Here is an 18,048-nt window from a genome sequence, read left to right as displayed (position 1 = left end):
GGGGTGACGAGATCACCTGCGGTTCGCGGGGACGTTGTGTGAGCCTGGTCGTCCTTTGCCACGTCAGATATGCGTAGGTTATCTTAACGGCAGCTGTCTGTCAGGTTGCGAATATCCACAACCTACTCAACGAGGAGTCATCATGATTCGATTGCCCAAATTAGTGAGCGTAGGAGTCCTCATTGTCATGTTAGGGGGAGTTTTGCTGTCGCGCCCTCTGTGGCTCATTCAAGTAGCCTTGAGCTATTCGCTGAGCCAGGTTACAAGGCGCGTATCGGATATCGAACAACGACTGGAAGTTGGAATATTAGCAAGGGTAACAATGATACACTGAGTTCGGTGAAGAATCACACGAACTGGTCAGCTGCATTTTGGTACGATGCACATCAAAGAGGTCATTGTTGGGATTATAGCCCCAAGACTGATGACCCCTATTTCTGGTGGTATGACGACAATCAGGCATCATCCTTCGCTCTTGGGCGCGGGTGTTGAGTCGGCGGTCTCCCTTGGATCGATCCACCGCCATCGTCATGGAGGTTAGTGCTGGCGGTGGATCAATCGTCGCATCGGGGGTATCTCACAATTTCTCGACCACGCACAATCGCAATCTCGTTCTGGATGACGTCACCGTCTCCATGCAGCCTGGGGTAATGACCCTGCTGCATGGGGTGAGCGGATCAGGGAAGACGACATTGCTCAACATCATGTCAGGCTTACTGAAGCCGACCTCGGGAACGGTGTTCGTTGAAGGTAGCGACATTTATTCCCTGTCGACGTCCGAGCGCGACGATATTCGCCTTAATCGCATCGGAATGATCTTCCAAGAGCACTCCCTCATCGTCGATTTCACGGTTCGGGAGAATGTCGAACTCATTCTTCGAGTTCGTGGATTCGGCTCTCGTTCCCGCGTTATGGCGATCGAGGCTCTCGAACGGGTTGGGATCGCCCACCTCCAGGATCGCTATCCTCGACAGCTATCCGGTGGTGAAGCCCAACGGGTCGGGATAGCCCGCGCCATAGCTGGAGACCGTCCAATACTGCTAGCCGATGAGCCTACTGGCCAGCTCGATCGGCGCAATTCCCAGATGGTCTTTGAACTGCTGCGCGCACTTGCTGAAGATGAGAAGGGTCGCACCGTCGTGCTCTCTTCTCATGACCCTACAGCCAAGGAATATGCGCACCGATCCTGCGAATTGGTCGATGGTCACTTGGAGGATTCCTGCTGATGTGGGTGTGGAATCTGGCTGCCTTGATGTTGCGCTCCCGGAAAAGCTGGTTGCGCATGGTTCCTATGGCTGTTGCTTTACTTATCATGACCGTCAGCCTCGGGGTGAATCGTTCCATCAACCTGAGTCCGGAACAATCGGTGACATCGACGCTCGGGGCAGCCGATGGCTTGGTAAGTCCAGGATTTTCAGTTCTTGCTGGGTCGTCATCTCCTACCGTGCCTATTAATCGATGGAAAGTCCGCCAAATCAATCCATATCTCGAAACTCAAGTTTCCGTGAAGGGATTGCCTGAGGAGGTTCTCTATCAGGAATCCAGCATGCCGGGAATCAATACTAAGGGAAGATACGCTTTAATCTCTGGAAAATGGCCTACAAAACCCTCTGAAATTGTTGTTACTCCATCCCTGAGGCAAGGGATCGGTGGCAAGAATAAGCTCGTCCTGGAGCCTGGGAACTACGATCTCACTATCGTCGGAACAGTTGGGGCAACGTTCGATAAGTCTTCTCGTGAAATTCTGGCTCGCTCTGGAACATGGCAGGCGTGGCCTCTGACTCAAAAACAGGCTAAAATATCTGGGTTGAGTGGAAACTATCTTATTTTCTTTACCTCGTCTGATTCAGCTGGAACGTGCAGCAAGGTTAATGACGATTTGGGCTCCGATCCTCTCGATTCTGATGCATGTACAACGAGGGAGCAACTCCTCTCCAAGGAATTTGCACCGCTATCTGGAAAGAAAATCGTCGAGCAGTATCTGGCTTGGTTTCTCGTCGCCGGCTTGGGGGCGGGTTTGGCTGCTGCGGCCGCCACAACGTCGGCGCGCCGAATCATCGCACCTCTTACTGCCATGGGCGTGCCGCGTCGCAAACTAGCTCTGTCGCTGCGAGTCGTCACATTGTTCATGAGCATGGCTACTGCGGCAGCAAGCCTTGTTACTGGTGAGCTGCTCGTCATAGCTATTCGGCCATTATTGGCCCGTTTCTCCGATAACCCGCTGTCACCTGTCTCATCACCCACTATGAGCGCTGTCACCTGCCTGGGTGCCGCCATCGTGACCGCCGTCGTCATGGTTACCCCGAGCAGTCAGCGGGAACGCAAGGTTCATGGCAAACGCATCAATGTGAAAATGGCTCGTCTGTTGGCATGGAGTGGCGCTATCGTGGCCTGCGCCCTCTTGGTATGGGCTTCAGTGGCAGCGAAAGTCTCGCTGATTTCGGTGGCCATCGTTTCCGCGCTCTCGTCGTTGGCGGCAGGACTGGTGACACCGTGGTTACTAGCTTTGGTCTCAGGACGCGACGTTTCACCGGGCCGCAGGCTCGCCGCGTCTCGTGCCCTTCGCTCTCGGGGTTCATGGCACGGACTGTTCGCAGGGCTCACGGCAGGGCTTGTTGCCGCTACTGCGACAGGTCTGCTTATTGTCGCCTCACTGTTCGCACAGATGAATGCCACTAGTTCCACGGGTATCCCGCACGGTATGGCCTACTTTCTGGCAGAGCCGGGGTTCTCCCCTTCCCTGCCCGGCAATCTCGTCAAGCAGTTCGACGACGACTTGCACGGTGCCCGTAAAGTGCCGATGACATACGGTTCTAGCGACGACCGCGCTGGCAATTCTGTGGCGTGGTGGGCCTTTCACAACGTCGACGACGTCGCCAGTATTTTTCCCCTGACTGATAGGCAGCGTCGTCAGTTGCAAACGGCCGGAAGTTTGCGGGTCACTACCGATGAGCAGGCCTCCAGCACCGAAATCACTGTGCCCAGAGATCTTGGCTGGCTTGGCCAGATTAAGGTCATCGGGCATGGGTATACCCCACCAGCTAAGTCCAGTGACTCGTCGGTGAGCAGGGGATTCTTATATGTCGGCCTGAGCCCAAATCAGGAGGACACCGCCTACCACTGGGCTACGACGCACCACATTGACCCGTCTTATGTCATGGCCCCACGAATGGCGCCCAAGGTTCCCTTACCCGCGGCGACCCTCGTCGCTACCGGGCTGTTCACCATGATGACGGTCATCATGGCTGGCTCCCTGGCCCGAGACGAGCGTTTGGCGCAGAGGCGACTCACTGCGCACCTGCGACGCCTCGGACTGACACCGCGCTGGGTGGACGGTGTGATCTTCTTCGAGGTCGCCATGACGTGTGTCGTCGCGGTCATCGCTGGCACGATAGGATCGCTGCTCGCCTTGCTGGCTACCAGTCGAATCATGTCCGGCACGATGGATCTGGTTCACAGCGGATGGTGGGTTGTGGCTGCGCTCGTGGGATCGGTCATGGTTGGTTCCACCCTCGGTGCCACGATCCACCGGCCCTACTCGTGGAACACGACCATCAGCGACTGACGTTCGTTGAGGAATGCGGTCGATTTCGTCGATACGACCTTTTTGGGTAGAGTGCTGACGTTGGCGACGGCCCGATTCGTTCGAGCCTATGATGCGTTTCAGTTGCTCGATGCGCCTTGAGGGCGTGGCGGGGTTACCGGCTCCGGTTCTATTGCATTCACCTGCACGGCAGCTATTTCGCCCAGCCATCGAGACAGACAGCCATCCAGGATTCCATCACCGAGACCCGCTTTGGGTTCGGCGTGCTGCGGTCAGATTCCGCGACCCCCGTTAGTGGCACTGCGCCGTTTGTGTGCAGTGATGCCGGTCGCCCCTGGCCGAGGAGTCCGCTGACCATGAGGGAACACCCCATTGAGCAACAAAAAACGCAATCCCAAATCTTTCAAGGCTGACGGCAGCCCGAAGCGCCGCTGGACCGCAGCTGAGCGAGCTGCCCGCGGGCACAAGCCACGTACTAGGGGAGGTGTCCGCAACGGGCACACCGATTCCCGGGGTCGTAACTTCGAGGCATGGACTCCCCGGGAAGACGTGCGTCGCGATGACGCTGGCGGTAGCAGAGACCGCCGTTTTTCCCAGGATCGACGCAACCATGAGTGGTCTGATGGCCGTCAGGACCGTCGTTACGACCGCCGTGACTGGGATCGTCGCGACGACCGCAGGTGGCCCGATGACGGCGAGTTCCGCTCCCACAAATCGCGTCGACCGGGCCACCACGCTAATCGTGATTGGAAGCGTGACGACCGCCGCGGATCGTCATGGGACCGTGACGATTGGCGCGAGGACCGTCGTGGACAGCGGCGCGACCGCGATGACCACTGGGATCGCCGTAATGGCGGCCGTGACTTCGACCGCCGGGACTCCCGAAACTGGCGTGAGGACCGTCACAGCTGGCGCGATGATCGCCGTGATGACCGCTGGCCAGACCGCTCGGATCACCGCCGCGACGACTGGTCCCGTGACGACCACGACGACGACAATATGGATTGGGAGGCCACTGAGCTGACCGATCTCGACGTCACCGGTATTGATCACGAGGGCGGTTTCTCGGCCCTTGGCGTGCCCGACGAGATCGTTGCTGCTTTGGCCAAGACTGGCATTACCGATCCCTTCCGCATCCAGATCGCCGCCATCCCCGACGCCATCGCTGGGCGTGACGTGTTGGGCCGCGCCTCAACGGGTTCGGGTAAGACGTTGGCCTTTGGTGTCCCGCTGCTGTCGCGCCTGTCGGCCACCCCGCGTGAGGATAACCGGCCTCGAGCTCTCATCCTTTCTCCCACTCGTGAGCTGGCCATGCAGATTGCCGACGTGCTGTCCTCGCTGGCGTCCTCAATGGGGCTATCGACCATCCTCATCGCGGGTGGTATGAGCTACGGCCCGCAGACCAAGGCTTTTAAGAGGGGAGTCGACCTTGTTGTCGCCACCCCGGGGCGTCTGGTCGACCTCTTGGAGACTGGTGACGCCGACCTTTCCGGTGTCGCCGTGACTGTCCTCGACGAAGCCGATCACATGGCTGAACTGGGATTCATGGAGGCCGTTGGCTCGATCCTCGATGCCATTCCCGCTGACGGGCAGCGCCTGCTGTTCTCTGCCACCCTCGACGGTGCCGTTAACAAGTTGGTTAGGCGGTACATGCACGAGCCGGTTATCCACGAGGTCGACCCCGACAAGGGATCGGTCGCGACGATGACCCATCACGCTTTCCAGATCAAGCCTCACGAGAAGGTCGGGCTGATGTGCGAGATCGCTAACCGTAGCGGCCACACCATCGTCTTTGCTCGAACCCAGCGAGGTGCCTCCCGGATGGCCGAGCAACTGCGTGAGGCCGGCGTCATGGCTGGTGCTCTGCACGGCGGCCTGACCCAGGGTGCCCGTGCCCGCGTGTTGGCGGCATTCAAGGACGGTTCCCTGCCGGTCTTGGTTGCCACTGACGTCGCGGCCCGAGGAATTGACGTCGATGACGTCACTCTGGTGTTGCAAGTCGATCCGCCGATGAACTTCAAGGACTACCTGCACCGCTCCGGCCGTACCGCTCGCGCCGGACACGACGGGGCCGTCGTCTCTCTTGTCCTGCCGCATCAGCGTCGCACAATGGCTCGTTTGTACCGTCAAGCCGGGGTGAAGCCGGTAGAGGCCCAGGTCACGCGTGGCGACGACCACGTTGCCGAGGTGGCCGGTTGCAGCCCGGCCCTGGGCGCTCCTATTGACGAGAAGGATTACGAGGCTCTCGTCGCTCCCAAGCAGCAGCGCGGCAAGAAGGCTCGTGACGGAAAGCCTCGTCGTGGCAAGGGCGGACGCAACCGCGGTGGACGTGGATTCGACGGGGGCCGTCATCGCGGTCACGACTCCCGTGATCACCATGATCGTGGGCATGACTCGCGCGGACACAATTTCCGTGGCCGCGATCGTCGCGACATTGAGGCTAAATACGGCCGTTCCGGAAACGACACCTGGTGAGTCGACCACTTACCGGGCGGGCAGCGCATGGTTCGGGCACGTCGAGAGCACCCGAATCATCGCGTTGCGTTCCGCTGAGGTGACCCAGAGATGGTATTTCCGCTTGACAGCGATTTGGCGAGACACGTAGTCACAGCGATATGACTTGTGTGGCGGCAGCCATGTCGCCGCGTCCCCGGCCCCCTTGTTCTGGTTGGCCTGTCCTTCGACGGCTAGCAGATTGAGGGGGTCGTTCGCTAATGCCTGACGCCGGTCCATGGGCAGCTGCTGAGCCCCTGTGACCCAGGCGTTTCCGAGCGCGACAACATGGTCGATCTGTACCACAGCTGAAGTGTTGCGACCGCGCCTCCACTGTATCGTCCGTCCCGTGTAGGGGTCGTGTAACTCGCCGGAGACTATTCGACATCGGCTGCCGGATTTCAGCTTCGCCCCGACGAGGTCGCGAGCCAAGGCGTCGTCGCGGGTACCGCAGCCGTTATGGCCCCAGGGATGGGTGAGGGCGGGGTCAGAGTTGTCGCTCCACGCTGGCCCGAACTGGTCCAGCGAATAGCCGGTCATCGGCGCACGTCCCTTGACAGGGAGGTCACCGAGAGCTTCTGCGGCCTGGCCATAGGCCGTCGATCCTTCTTGTGGAACAGCCTTGCGGTACACCCCGACGATCACCAACGATGCGATGACCAACAGCAGCACCCATGCCCATCTCCGTCGCGGCGTTGACGCCATATCGTTACCTCCCACAGCTTTTGTTAGCCAGCGTGGCGTCGCTGGTGGCATAGTCGCGGACGCTACACCACGGGTCTGGCTCGTGAGAAGGCTTGGGCTGGATCACCTGTCCCGCTGCCTGCCGGAGGACTTGGGACGGCGAGGCTGAGGTGAGGTTCGACGACTATCCTGGGTTCTCGTGGATAAACAGACCAGCCCGCAAGAGGCGATCCCGGAACTTGCCGTCGCAGTTCCGCAGGACGCCGCGGCTCTTGCGCGCGCCCTTGATCTCGAGGCACAGACTGTTTCGACGTGGCTGACGCAGGGTCTCGGCATTGTTGCCCGCGTCGGTTCCCAGATTGTCGGTCTAGCTCACCTGGTGGATGACGGTGGCCACGCCGACGTTACCGATCTGGCCCTGACTACCCCTGACGATGCCGACGTCGTTGCAGCCCTCATCGGTGGGGCTGAACAGATCGCTACGGAGCTGGAGTCGCGCGTCCTTGTCGTCTCGGGCCTCAAGGCTTCCCCCGGCCCGGCCTATCACTACAACAGTGGCTGGGTTCGTGTACTACCCACCCGGGTCGTCGTTCCCACCGCTGAGGCTATGCATGCCTTCGGAGCAGCGCTGGCGGCGCAGTTGCGTGCCGGAGACATTGTGCTGGCCTCCGGAGATCTCGGTGCCGGTAAGACCACCTTGGCGCAGGGGATAGGTAGGGGGCTCGGCGTCGATGGGCCCGTTATCTCCCCGACCTTCGTGCTGGCGCGCCGCCACGCCGGATCTGAGGGGCGGCCCGGGTTAGTCCACGTTGACGCTTACCGTCTCGGCTCGGCCGCCGAGCTCATTGACCTTGACCTTGACGAGACTATGGACCAGGCGGTTATTCTCATTGAGTGGGGAGCTGGCATAGCTGAGGATCTCGGTGGCTCCCACCTCGACGTCGACATCCGTCGCAGCGGGGACCCTGCCGACGAGACCCGTGTAGTTTATTTGGAAGGCTTCGGCCCGCGCTGGCAAGACGTCGACCTGTCGCTGCTGTCCGAACTTCCCCTCGACACCATTTCTCCCGACCAGACCGGAGACAACAACTGATGAACACCATCGTCTTGGGAATCGACACGTCGACGGCTGTCAGCGTCGGTTTGGCACGTGGATCTGAGGTGCTCGTCAGCCTGCACTACGACGATCCTCGTGCCCATGCTGAGCAGCTCATGCCCCTCATCCATCGCGGCTGTGAGGAGGCCGGGATTGCTTTAACCGACATCGCAGAGGTCGCTATTGGGGTCGGCCCTGGCCCCTACACCGGCCTGCGGGTTGGGGTGGCAACAGGAAGGGTACTGGCACACCTGGCCGGTCTTACCCCGCACCCGGTATGTTCCCTCGACATCCTGGCCCGGCAGTGGGCTGGGGTCGATGGGGAGTTCGTGGTATGTACTGACGCTCGTCGCCATGAGCTGTATTGGGCTCGCTACGACGCTTCCGGGCATCGTCTCGACGGCCCCAATGTCACTCGCCCTGAGGACCTGCCGAAGGATCTGCCCATCGGTGGTCCGGGATGTCTGGTTCGCGGTCTGACGCCGACCCCGGGATCGCCTGAGCATCTGGACGCCGGGGTGCTTGCGGCGTCGTGGCAGGCTATGCCTGACGTCGGGCTGGAGCCGCTCTACTTGCGCGATCCTGATGCCACCGTTCCGACGGCGCGTAAGGCCACCTTGACCCCGACCCGCCTCACCCTGCCCGGCCTCAGGTGATGACGAGACCCGCTCGCATGGCCGACCTTGACGCCGTTATGGCTGTTGAGCAGGCCAGCTTTGACCCAGCGTGGTCGCGTGCCTCCTGGGCCGAAGGGATCGCCCCGGCTGATCACCGCCTCACCTTAGTCGCTGGGGATGACGAGGTTGCTGCCGTCGCGACCTTCCACGGTTTCGACGTCGCGGACCTCGACCGGATCATGGTGGCGCCCGCAGCGCGTGGGCGCGGCCTGGCCGTCGAACTGCTCGCCCGTGGCCTGGATTGGGCGACGTCCCGGGGGTGTCACACCATGATGCTTGAGGTCCGCCGCGATAACGACCCGGCCATTTCTCTCTACCGACGCTTCGGCTTCGAGACGATTTCGCAGCGACCCAACTACTACGGCGGCGGGATCGACGCCCTCGTCATGTCCGTTGATTTGCCCCGCGCCGAGACCACAACCCCATCCGAGGAGAACCATGTCTGAACCGCTCATTCTGGGCATCGAGTCATCGTGCGACGAGACCGGAGTTGGCATCGTTCGGGGCAATGACTTGCTCGCCAACGAGGTCGCCTCTTCGATGGAACAGCACGTGCGCTTCGGTGGAGTCGTGCCGGAAGTGGCATCCCGAGCCCACTTGGAGGCCATCGTCCCGGTGTTGGACAAGGCCGCCTCGACCGCCGGGGTGGACCTGTCCGAGCTCGACGGTATTGCTGTGACAGCCGGTCCAGGCCTGGTTGGGGCACTCGTCGTCGGCCTGTCGGCGGCCAAAGCTTTAGCAAGCTGGCTCAACAAGCCTCTGTACGGCGTCAACCATCTGGCTGGACATGTCGCCGTCGACCTGCTTGAGCACGGTGAGCTGCCGATGCCATGTGGGGCTCTGCTCGTCTCAGGCGGCCATACCAGCTTGCTGCGGGTAAACGACATCGCCACAGACATTATTGAGGTCGGCTCGACGATCGACGACGCTGCTGGCGAGGCCTACGACAAAGTGGCCCGCGTGCTTGGCCTGCCGTACCCGGGTGGGCCGGTCATCGACAAGGCTGCCGCCGAGGGGGACCCGACAGCGATTCGTTTCCCACGCGGACTGACGGCTCGCCACGACATGGTTAAACATCGCTTCGACTACTCCTTTTCCGGCCTTAAGACCGCGGTGAGTCGGTGGGTGGAGACCCAGCAGCGTGACGGAGTTGAGTTCCGCATCGCTGACGTCGCCGCCAGTTTCCAGGAGGCCGTTGCCGACGTTCTCACTGCGAAAGCCGTCGACATGTGCCAGGAGTATGGCCTCACTCACTTCCTCATCGGCGGCGGAGTCGCGGCGAACTCTCGTCTGCGGACTCTGCTTGCTGAGCGGATGGCGGACGCCGGCGTTGAGTTGCGACGGCCGCGTCCGGGCCTATGCACCGACAATGGGGCCATGATCGCGGCCTTAGGTGTGCAGGTTGTCAAGGCGGGGCTGCCTGCGTCGGCCATGGATATTTCGGCTGATTCAGGATTGCCCATCGAGACGGTGCTCGTCTGAGTCGGGGTAGGAATGTGAACGTGCGACCCGCTGGAGTTCGCCTACGAGATCGTGCCGCATGCCTTCGAAAGTGGACATGATCTGATCTTGCTGCCGGGTGGGAGGATTAGTCCATGATGACCCCGATCCTCACCACCCTTGGTTTCGTCATGCACCCCGACGGCGAACGTGTCCTCATGGTGCACCGCATCGCCCGTCCTGGGGATGAGCAGCTCGGTAAGTACAACGGGCTGGGTGGCAAAGTCGAGCCGGGGGAGGATGTTGTCGCCGGTATGAAGCGCGAATTGCGCGAAGAGGCTCGCATTGAGGTCGATGCCATGAGGCTGCGTGGCACTGTCTCTTGGCCTGGGTTCGGCAGACACGGTGAAGACCATTTCGGATTTATCTTCCTCGTCGACTCGTGGCATCCCATTGCCGACGCCATCCCTGACGCCAATGAAGAGGGGCCACTGACCTGGGAGCGCGTCGATTCGCTCGACGAGTTACCGATGTGGGAGGGGGACCGCTACTTTCTGCCGCTGGTTTTTGATCCTGATGTTCCGCAGTTCCACGGCTGTCTGCCCTATCACGATGGTCGACCGACCGGGTGGTCATACTCGGTGTAAACCTTTGACGCTGGGGGCTTCGTGGATGCGCGGCGTCATGCTTGCACCAAGGCTTAGGTAAAGCTAACCTTAAGCCCACTTTGTATTGACGCTGTACGCCCCCACAGGAAGGCCCGCCACCATCATGAATGTCACAAGAACTCTCGGCGCCATTGCCACGATTGCTCTTACGTTAGGTCTTGGTGCCTGCGCCGGTGGTGCCCAGGAGAAGGCGTCGAGTGGCCATACTCCCGCTCTGAGTGTCACCGATGTTGCAGGGCGCACGGTTTCCTTTGACGCCCAACCTAAGCGCATTCTTTTGGCTGAGGGGCGCGCGCTGATGGCCACCAGTGTCCTGAACAAGGAGAATCCGGCTAAGGATGTGGTAGCCATCGGCGCTGATTTACACAAGGCGGCGCCCAGCTTCGAATCTGCATTGCGTCAGGCCCGCCCACAGGTGAGCAAACTTCCAATGATTGGCAGTATCGCGAAGGGGGACGTCACTGTGGAGAATATGCTGTCGTTCAAGCCCGATGCGGTGGTCATGACTCTGGACCAGAAAGAGGCTGCGGAGAAGGCTGGATTTCTTCAGAAAATGGACCAAGCCAAGCTTCCCCATGTTTTCATCGACTTCCGCAGGAAGCCTCTAGAAAACACCACGAAATCGATGGCGACACTCGGTAAAATCTTTGATGGAAAGGCTATTTCCCGAGCTAAGGAATTCAATAAATTCTATCAATCAAAGGTTGATGACGTGTCACGAAGAGTCTCCCGGGAAAGTGACAAACCTCGCACATTTCTGTGGCGTGCTGCCGGGCTTAAGGACTGTTGCTCCACCTATGCGAATCTCAATCTGGGCGACGTCATCACCGCTGCCGGAGGCCACAACCTTGGGGCGGACCTCCTCCGGACATCTGCAGGTGACGTCACCCCAGAGAAGATTGTGGCAACCCAACCCGAACACATCATCGCCACCGGTGGTTCGTGGGCTAAGGATCCGAAGAAACCGGAGTCGGTTCCTCACGTCGAACTTGGATATAACGTCACTGATGACGATGCACAGAGGACCTTGGCTGGCCTGCTCAAGACCCCGGGATTTTCCTTACTCAAGGCCCCGAAGGACGGAAAGTTGCATGCCGTCTATCATCAGTTCTACGACTCTCCCTTTAATGTTTTCGCACTTGAGCAGTTCGCGGCATGGCAACATCCGAAACAATTCAAGGGTGTCGACCTAACGAAGGATTTCGCTAAATTCCATGAGGACTACTTGCCTTTTGGCTACCGCGGCGTGTTTTTCGTCACGCTGAAGAAGTGAATCCGACGTGAGTAACACTGACATGTCCCTTGCCCGGGAGGATCCTGCCACCGGAATGGTGGCTGTGGTGAGGGGATACTACCGGCGTGCCCGTTGGAAGCGCTGGGCCATTGTCCTGCTTTCGGTCATTGCGGTGGCTGCTTTCCTAGTCACCATCGTGGTTGGCCCCGTGGACATCACTCTTCCCCAGCTGCTGAGAGCACTGGTCAATCCCTCCACGGTGGATGCTCAGACCAGAATGGTGCTGTGGCAATTGCGCATTCCGTCGTCGGTGATGGCGGTACTCATTGGGGTGTGCCTTTCGCTCGCAGGCGCGCACATGCAGACCATCCTGGACAACCCGCTGGCAGAACCTTTCACGTTAGGGATCTCTGCAGCAGCGGCTTTTGGGGCGGCCGCCTCTATCGTCTTGGGGTGGACGATCATTCCCAATTCCCAATTCAACGTGGCGGTCTGCGCAGCAGTGGCATCCCTTGTTGCGGTTGCCATTGTTGCCGCTGTCTCACGCCGCCGTGAAGATGGCCGGGAGTCCATGATCCTGCTTGGTATCGCCCTGGTATTCGGATTCCATGCGCTCCTGGCGCTCTTGCAGTACCGAGCCACCCCGGAGGCCCTCCAACAGATCGTCTTCTGGACGATGGGCTCCTTTCAACGGGCTACGTGGACTTCGAATGCCATCATCGCCGCCGTCCTGGCTATCGCTATTCCCATCACGATCAGGCATTCGGGGCAGCTGACCGCGTTGAGACTCGGAGATGAACGTGCTGCCGCCATGGGGGTGAATGTGCCCCGGCTGAGGTCGCGAATCCTTATTCTGGCGTCACTGCTGGCAGCAGTTACCGTCGCCTTTGCTGGGGTCATCGGATTCGTCGGTCTGGTCGGTCCCCATGTCGCCCGCATCCTGGTTGGCGAGGAGCAGCGATACTTCGCGCCTGCCTCCGCAGCTACTGGGGCCTTCCTACTAGCCACCGCCCATGCCCTGTCGATCACCATCATCCCTGGGGTGGCGATACCTATTGGGATCATCACCGCGCTAGTGGGGGTGCCAGTATTCGTTTCCCTCATCCTCACTCGGCATCGTGTCTTCGGAGGGGCATCGTGAACATCCGCCTGTCTAACCTGCACTTGTCTTACGGGCAGCGTCACGTACTCGACGGGGTGAGCCTCGGTCCGCTGGAGCGGGGGACGGTCACTGGGCTGCTCGGACCCAACGGAGCGGGAAAATCCACGCTCATCAAGGCGATCGCCGGGCTGAAGACCCCTACCTCGGGAGAGGTGATCATCAGCGATGACGATGGCCATGTCAGCGGAGCCCAACTGCGCGACGTCGTGGGTTACCTACCCCAGGACGTGCTTGCCACCGCATCCCTGACCGTCCTTGAGTCGGTCCTGACCTCGGCTCGCAGCAGGAGCAAAGCGACGGTGGAACGTGCCGCTCATGTCTTGGAGCGCGTCGGTATTGCCCATATCGCCCACCGCTTCATTTCCCAGCTGTCTGGCGGACAACGGCAATTGGTGGCGTTGGCGCAGATGGTAGTTCGAGATCCTCAGGTCTTGCTGCTCGACGAGCCCACCTCTGCATTAGATCTGCACAATCAGATCGAGGTGTTGCGCCTAGTGCGCAGAGCCGTTGACAGCGGGCACAGGATGGCAATCGTCGCCCTCCACGACCTGAATCTGGCTGCCTGTTATTGTGACCGCCTGGTGTTGTTACACGAGGGCGGGGTGCATGCCGAAGGATCACCCTCGGAAGTCCTCACCCCGGACGTGTTGGAGCGCGTCTATGGGCTCCGTGCCCGGGTGCTCAGCGACGACGGCATCCCCGTCGTTCGTCCAGTGGTAACCGCGTAATCCGTCAATTGCGGGCGTTATCTTGGTCAGCTGGCTAGCCTGACGATACACAGAATGAGGCAAACCACCGGAGCCACCCAGCGAGAACTCCACGCTCCGTAGTGAGTTTCCGTAAACATACTGTCTGCTCGAGGGTTGCTCCCTGGCAGGCTGCATGGGGCAATGGCTGTGAGCGCGAGGCTTACCGGCAACAGGATCGAGAACGGTACCGGTGTTGTCACGATTGGGGTATCCGCGAGGACCCCCATCGTGATAATCCCGCCGAGAGCCAGCATGATGGTGACCCCAGCGACGACGTCCTGCCCAGAACCGTCCGGTTCAACGAAGGATTCCACAAAGGTCAACAAGCCGGGAATCACGATGATCGCAATAAAGAGCAGCGCCCAGCTGATGTTCGTGTGGGCGTCCCAGTTGAGAGGCTCGGTGCGCGACGCGTAATAGGTCGTCGCCATGGCGCCCAACTGGAATGCCGAACCGATGAAATGGTGGATGTACCACCCTGCTGAACGGCGCGACGGATCTCCCCCGGAAGTCGTGTTCTTTGACCCCCGGGACTGCAGGCGCTGGGTAAATCTTGATCGATTCTCGTAGGTGGTGACGGCCACGACGGTACTGGTTGCTCCTCGTATAGAAAGCGGTGAATGCGAATGCAATGTCTCGACCGAAGATTCTACCCACACTGTCAGAAAGTACGTCTAGGGTGACAACGTGGATTACACCGTGGCACGGCGTCTGGTTAGTAGCGAGGGGCGCAAAGCTCTTGACTTAGCGGGTGCTGAAGCTGATCCCGACTCGTTGTTGGCTGCCACCAGGTTGCGTCAACAGATAGATGGCGATCTTGCCGCAGCGGTACTAGACCAAATCAGTCTGAGGCGTCGGGCTGTTGCGAAAATTGGGCCGGTTGCAGCGTCAATGTTGTGGACCCGTGACGGTCTAGAGCAGGCCACCCGTGGAGATGTATCGCGGTGGCGTGCACATCGCCTCAAAGAAGCCGGATTTACCCACGTCGTCGATCTTGGATGCGCCTGCGGGGCGGATGCGCGGGCATGTCTTGATGCTGGCCTCGAGGTGACAGCCGTCGAGGTCGATCCGGTAACAGCTGAGCTAGCGCGCCACAATCTGCCCGAAGCGCACGTGATGTGTGCTGACGCTATGGCGGTCTTCGCTGACTTCCGGGCTCATGGCGACACAGTTGTCATGCTCGATCCGGCTCGGCGCACGGGCAGGGGGCGAACTTGGCGGTTAGAAGATGTGCAGCCGCCATGGCCATTTGTTATGACAGTGCTTGAATCGGTGCCTGCGGTCGTCAAGCTAGGGCCTGGCGTCGACCGCTCGCAGCTGCCAGACCTCCCCGTCACGTATGTCGGACATCGTGGAGACCTGGTTGAGGCGACGGTGTGGTCTGGATTTGAGGACCAGCGGGCGGCGGATCGAGCAGTGCTGGTTGGTCCTACGGGTATAGAAGAACTCCCCGGTAGGTGTCCTACCCCTGCACCTGGTGAACTTGGCCCTTTCGTGGCTGAGCCTCACCCAGCAGCAATCCGCGCTGGCAGCCTCTCGGCGATCGATGGATCGTTGCACGCGGTGTCGGAGGGTATCGCCTATCTCACTGCAGAAGAACCCGTTGCCTCGCCGTGGCTGACATGGTTTGCGGTCAAAGAGGTCCTGCCCTTTGACGTCAGAGCGTTGCGTTCCTGGGTTCATCATCACCACGTCGGAACGGTGGAGATCAAGAAACGCGGTGTCGACGTAGACCCTGTTACATGGCGACGCAAGCTTAAGCTTTCGGGGCCGAATCGCGTGACGGTCATATGCACCCCGACGACCGGAAGAACCAAGGCGCTGGTATGTGATCGCGTGAGACTGCCATGCGGCCTGTTCGGAGCAAGCTCAGATGTGATGTCATGAATCCATGTTGACCATACGGCGCCCAGCGACATACTTCCTTGCCTTGTTGCTGGCTCCGCTCGTCCTGCTGTCCGGCTGTGGGGAGTTCAATGCTGGCTTCGTTATTAGGGACGAAGACCATATTGACGTCACCGTCGCCTTCGGAGTCCTCAAATCTAGCTTTGGTCGGGATGGAAGTGGTCAGTCTGAAGGATTTGCCAAGCGGCTTCGCGGCTGTTCCGAGTTGACTCCACCGAATGCCAGCCTGACTGGTAAAGCGAAGGTTAAGCCATTCGACGACGGTACGTATGTCGGCTGCACGGTCACTGGCACCATGACGGCAACCGATATCACCGTTCAGTCAGGTTGGCCTCGTAGCGTTGCGAATCCGCCCGCAGATGTGTTTAGAGGGCACAAAGAAAATGGCCCAATCGGCATCACTTTCGACGACGAGATAATTCGGTTTCATCTTGACAGATCGGCTTTGTCTGATTTCGTGCCAGGTGTTAATTCTTCTGGCGTCGGTGACATGGCTGGCATCGGCGATTTTAAGGTGTCGGTGACTTTTCCCGGCACGGTGCTTAGCCATTCTGGATCGAGCAAAGTTGACGGGGGCACTGTGACGTGGACTGACGTCAACGATCTTCTTTCCCCAGATGGGTTGACGGCGTCGGGCAAGAGCCAGGGCGGCCTGCCCGGCTGGGTGTGGGGTATTGGTGCGTTGGTGATGCTGGCTATTGGTGGTGCTGTGGCTGCAATGATCATTAATAGGAGGTGGTGGGCCCGCCCGCGTGATGGGGACGCAGCGCCGGGATGCTAATGGAGGTTTGCGCGGGGCCTAGCTACTGGTTCTAGGCATTCCGTGCGCCTTGGGTAGTTGAGAAACTGTCAGCACATTTGTACGGAAGTTACCCCTACCGCTCCCGTTCGTGGTTTTATATGCTCATGCTGAATGTTTCGCGTCATATGAGACGCTGTCTCGTTTTGATTATCGCGCCCCTCTTACTGCTTGCCGGGTGCGCAAAATTTGATACTGCCATGGAGATCAAGGATGAGAATCACGTCCACCTCAAAAGTACGGTTGGTGTCTCCAAGTCAATAGCCAGTACGTCGGCTGGCTCCCTCGCCTCTGAGTTTTCCGACTGCAACAACTCGAAGGGGTCCGCCGGTACCGGCTCGGACGGCACGGTCGAGAAGTTCGAGGACAATAGTTACATCGGGTGCATCATTGCCGGGGAGACCACCGCTGCTGATCTCAACAAAGAGGATGGCATGCAGATCACCTTCGACAAAAACAAGGTGTCTTTCAAGATGACCTCGGACTTGTTCCGCGATAGCGGGCGCTCCGACCGTACTCCTGACGCGAGTATGTTCAGCGACTTTAAGGTGTCTGTGACCTTCCCGGGCAAGGTCCTCAGCCATTCTGGATCGAGCAAGGTCGATGGGAACACCGTTACCTGGACCGATCCGAGCGATTTGTTCTCCAGTTCGGGGCTGACCGTGACGAGCAAGCGCTCCAACGGCATACCGATCTGGGTCTGGATCATTGTCGCCGTCGCCGTCCTGGCCATTGTCGGCGTTGTTGTGGTCATCCTTAACAAGAAAAAGGGACAGAAGGCAGGACAACCGGAGAATGGTGGTGCTCCGTGGACCATGCAGTACCCAGGTGACGGACAGCCACAGGGGCAGCTGCAGCAGTGGAACGGTCAGCTTTACCAGGGCGACCCCTACGCGCAGCCTCCTTACCAGGATCCGAGGCAACAGGAGCCGGGTCAGCTCTGGGGCAATCAGCCTCTAGGTCATGTCTCGGGCGGCGCGACGAGTGCGTCTCAGACCGGCCAGAACCCGATCCCTAATCAGGGCTCGCAGCCGGGTCAGCAGCCCCCGTCAGACCCTGATGACTTCTGGAAGAACCACGGCTCTTACTGAGGTTGCTGACTTTTGCCGGGGCATTTCTGGCACTCCCGTTGCCTGAGTGCCAACTCCGGGTGTACTTTCGTGGTTGGCACTCTCGTGGTGAGTGTGCCAACGGACCTGAGGCACCCGCGACGCCGACGGCCCGTCGCGCTCGGGGCTCGCAACCCCTGGCGAGAGACAACGACATAATCCGTCTTCAGTAGAAAGGGGTCTTGACGTGGCAACCACGATCAAGCCGCTCGAGGACCGCGTCCTCGTCCAGCCTCTCGAGGCCGAGCAGACCACCGCTTCCGGGCTCGTCATTCCGGACACCGCTAAGGAGAAGCCGCAGGAGGGCAAGGTCATCTCCGCTGGCCCCGGTCGCGTCGACGACAAGGGCACCCGTGTTCCCATGGATGTTAAGGAGGGTGACGTCGTCATCTTCTCCAAGTACGGCGGCACCGAGGTCAAGTACGACGGTCAGGAGTACTTGCTCCTCAACGCCCGTGACATCCTCGCCGTCGTCGAGAAGTGAGGCG

18 protein-coding genes are annotated in these 18,048 nt (G+C 59.9%); 16 read left to right on the top strand and 2 right to left on the bottom strand.

The window, feature by feature from the left end:
* Window positions 1-530: 530 nt before the first annotated feature.
* The 4 genes from CPA42_RS09540 (at window position 531) to CPA42_RS09520 (ending at window position 6,019) form a co-directional block, all read left to right on the top strand.
* Window positions 531-1,226, top strand: coding sequence for an ABC transporter ATP-binding protein (locus CPA42_RS09540; RefSeq protein ID WP_002519628.1), 696 nt, complete (start codon window positions 531-533; stop codon window positions 1,224-1,226).
* Window positions 1,226-3,565 carry an ABC transporter permease family protein gene (locus tag CPA42_RS09535; RefSeq protein WP_002515993.1) on the top strand — a complete coding sequence of 780 codons (2,340 nt, stop codon included), beginning with the start codon at window positions 1,226-1,228 and terminating at the stop codon, window positions 3,563-3,565. The genes CPA42_RS09540 and CPA42_RS09535 overlap by 1 nt, the downstream gene beginning before the upstream one ends.
* Window positions 3,566-4,103: 538 nt before the next feature.
* Entirely contained in the window at window positions 4,104-4,568 is a 465-nt protein-coding gene (locus CPA42_RS09525; protein WP_002519626.1) for a hypothetical protein, read from the top strand.
* Window positions 4,544-6,019 carry a DEAD/DEAH box helicase gene (locus CPA42_RS09520; RefSeq protein WP_002519625.1) on the top strand — a complete coding sequence of 492 codons (1,476 nt, stop codon included), beginning with the start codon at window positions 4,544-4,546 and terminating at the stop codon, window positions 6,017-6,019. Before CPA42_RS09525 ends, CPA42_RS09520 begins: the two co-directional genes overlap by 25 nt.
* 9 nt (window positions 6,020-6,028) lie before the next feature.
* Here CPA42_RS09520 and CPA42_RS09515 read toward each other — a convergent pair whose 3' ends face one another.
* Window positions 6,029-6,709 carry an HNH endonuclease family protein gene (locus tag CPA42_RS09515; RefSeq protein WP_002519624.1) on the bottom strand — a complete coding sequence of 227 codons (681 nt, stop codon included), beginning with the start codon at window positions 6,707-6,709 and terminating at the stop codon, window positions 6,029-6,031.
* 211 nt (window positions 6,710-6,920) lie between these two features.
* Between CPA42_RS09515 and tsaE the strand changes: the two genes are divergently transcribed.
* The 8 genes from tsaE (at window position 6,921) to CPA42_RS09475 (ending at window position 13,726) form a co-directional block, all read left to right on the top strand.
* Window positions 6,921-7,814: a tRNA (adenosine(37)-N6)-threonylcarbamoyltransferase complex ATPase subunit type 1 TsaE gene (gene tsaE / locus CPA42_RS09510; protein ID WP_024513578.1), complete on the top strand. Its 894-nt coding sequence runs from the start codon at window positions 6,921-6,923 to the stop codon at window positions 7,812-7,814.
* On the top strand, window positions 7,814-8,473 hold the full coding sequence (gene tsaB / locus CPA42_RS09505; RefSeq protein ID WP_002516067.1) for a tRNA (adenosine(37)-N6)-threonylcarbamoyltransferase complex dimerization subunit type 1 TsaB: 660 nt from the start codon (window positions 7,814-7,816) through the stop codon (window positions 8,471-8,473). The genes tsaE and tsaB overlap by 1 nt, the downstream gene beginning before the upstream one ends.
* Entirely contained in the window at window positions 8,473-8,940 is a 468-nt protein-coding gene (rimI, locus tag CPA42_RS09500) for a ribosomal protein S18-alanine N-acetyltransferase (RefSeq protein ID WP_002519623.1), read from the top strand. The genes tsaB and rimI overlap by 1 nt, the downstream gene beginning before the upstream one ends.
* Window positions 8,933-9,976, top strand: a complete 1,044-nt coding sequence (gene tsaD / locus CPA42_RS09495) for a tRNA (adenosine(37)-N6)-threonylcarbamoyltransferase complex transferase subunit TsaD (RefSeq protein ID WP_002516076.1) — start codon at window positions 8,933-8,935, stop codon at window positions 9,974-9,976. The genes rimI and tsaD overlap by 8 nt, the downstream gene beginning before the upstream one ends.
* Window positions 9,977-10,089: 113 nt before the next feature.
* Window positions 10,090-10,581, top strand: coding sequence for an NUDIX hydrolase (locus CPA42_RS09490; RefSeq protein ID WP_002514786.1), 492 nt, complete (start codon window positions 10,090-10,092; stop codon window positions 10,579-10,581).
* A gap of 124 nt (window positions 10,582-10,705) precedes the next feature.
* Window positions 10,706-11,875 carry an ABC transporter substrate-binding protein gene (locus CPA42_RS09485; RefSeq protein WP_002515968.1) on the top strand — a complete coding sequence of 390 codons (1,170 nt, stop codon included), beginning with the start codon at window positions 10,706-10,708 and terminating at the stop codon, window positions 11,873-11,875.
* A gap of 22 nt (window positions 11,876-11,897) precedes the next feature.
* Window positions 11,898-12,977, top strand: coding sequence for a FecCD family ABC transporter permease (locus CPA42_RS09480; RefSeq protein WP_002514784.1), 1,080 nt, complete (start codon window positions 11,898-11,900; stop codon window positions 12,975-12,977).
* The gene (locus tag CPA42_RS09475) at window positions 12,974-13,726 is read left to right on the top strand and encodes an ABC transporter ATP-binding protein (protein WP_002515960.1); all 753 of its coding nucleotides are present in this window, start codon (window positions 12,974-12,976) and stop codon (window positions 13,724-13,726) included. The genes CPA42_RS09480 and CPA42_RS09475 overlap by 4 nt, the downstream gene beginning before the upstream one ends.
* Window positions 13,727-13,752: 26 nt before the next feature.
* Here CPA42_RS09475 and CPA42_RS09470 read toward each other — a convergent pair whose 3' ends face one another.
* A complete protein-coding gene (locus CPA42_RS09470; RefSeq protein ID WP_002516044.1) occupies window positions 13,753-14,331 on the bottom strand; it encodes a hypothetical protein in 579 nt (192 codons plus the stop codon).
* Window positions 14,332-14,434: 103 nt separating this feature from the next.
* Between CPA42_RS09470 and CPA42_RS09465 the strand changes: the two genes are divergently transcribed.
* The 4 genes from CPA42_RS09465 to groES all read left to right on the top strand — a co-directional run bounded on the left by CPA42_RS09465 (window position 14,435) and on the right by groES (window position 18,044).
* Complete coding sequence (locus CPA42_RS09465; RefSeq protein ID WP_002516058.1) at window positions 14,435-15,634, top strand: THUMP-like domain-containing protein; 1,200 nt, start codon at window positions 14,435-14,437, stop codon at window positions 15,632-15,634.
* A gap of 4 nt (window positions 15,635-15,638) precedes the next feature.
* Window positions 15,639-16,433 (top strand): LppM family (lipo)protein, encoded by a 795-nt coding sequence (locus tag CPA42_RS09460; RefSeq protein WP_002516001.1) that lies wholly within the window; start codon window positions 15,639-15,641, stop codon window positions 16,431-16,433.
* A 119-nt stretch (window positions 16,434-16,552) separates the two neighbouring features.
* Window positions 16,553-17,542 carry an LppM family (lipo)protein gene (locus CPA42_RS09455; protein WP_002519621.1) on the top strand — a complete coding sequence of 330 codons (990 nt, stop codon included), beginning with the start codon at window positions 16,553-16,555 and terminating at the stop codon, window positions 17,540-17,542.
* Window positions 17,543-17,747: 205 nt separating this feature from the next.
* A complete protein-coding gene (gene groES / locus CPA42_RS09450) occupies window positions 17,748-18,044 on the top strand; it encodes a co-chaperone GroES (protein ID WP_002514778.1) in 297 nt (98 codons plus the stop codon).
* Window positions 18,045-18,048: the final 4 nt, after the last annotated feature.

Origin of the sequence: Cutibacterium acnes (assembly GCF_003030305.1) — a bacterium.
Taxonomy (GTDB): Bacteria; Actinomycetota; Actinomycetes; order Propionibacteriales; family Propionibacteriaceae; genus Cutibacterium; species Cutibacterium acnes.
Note: the sequence above shows the minus strand (reverse complement) of the source record. Positions and strands in the feature narration are given on the sequence as shown.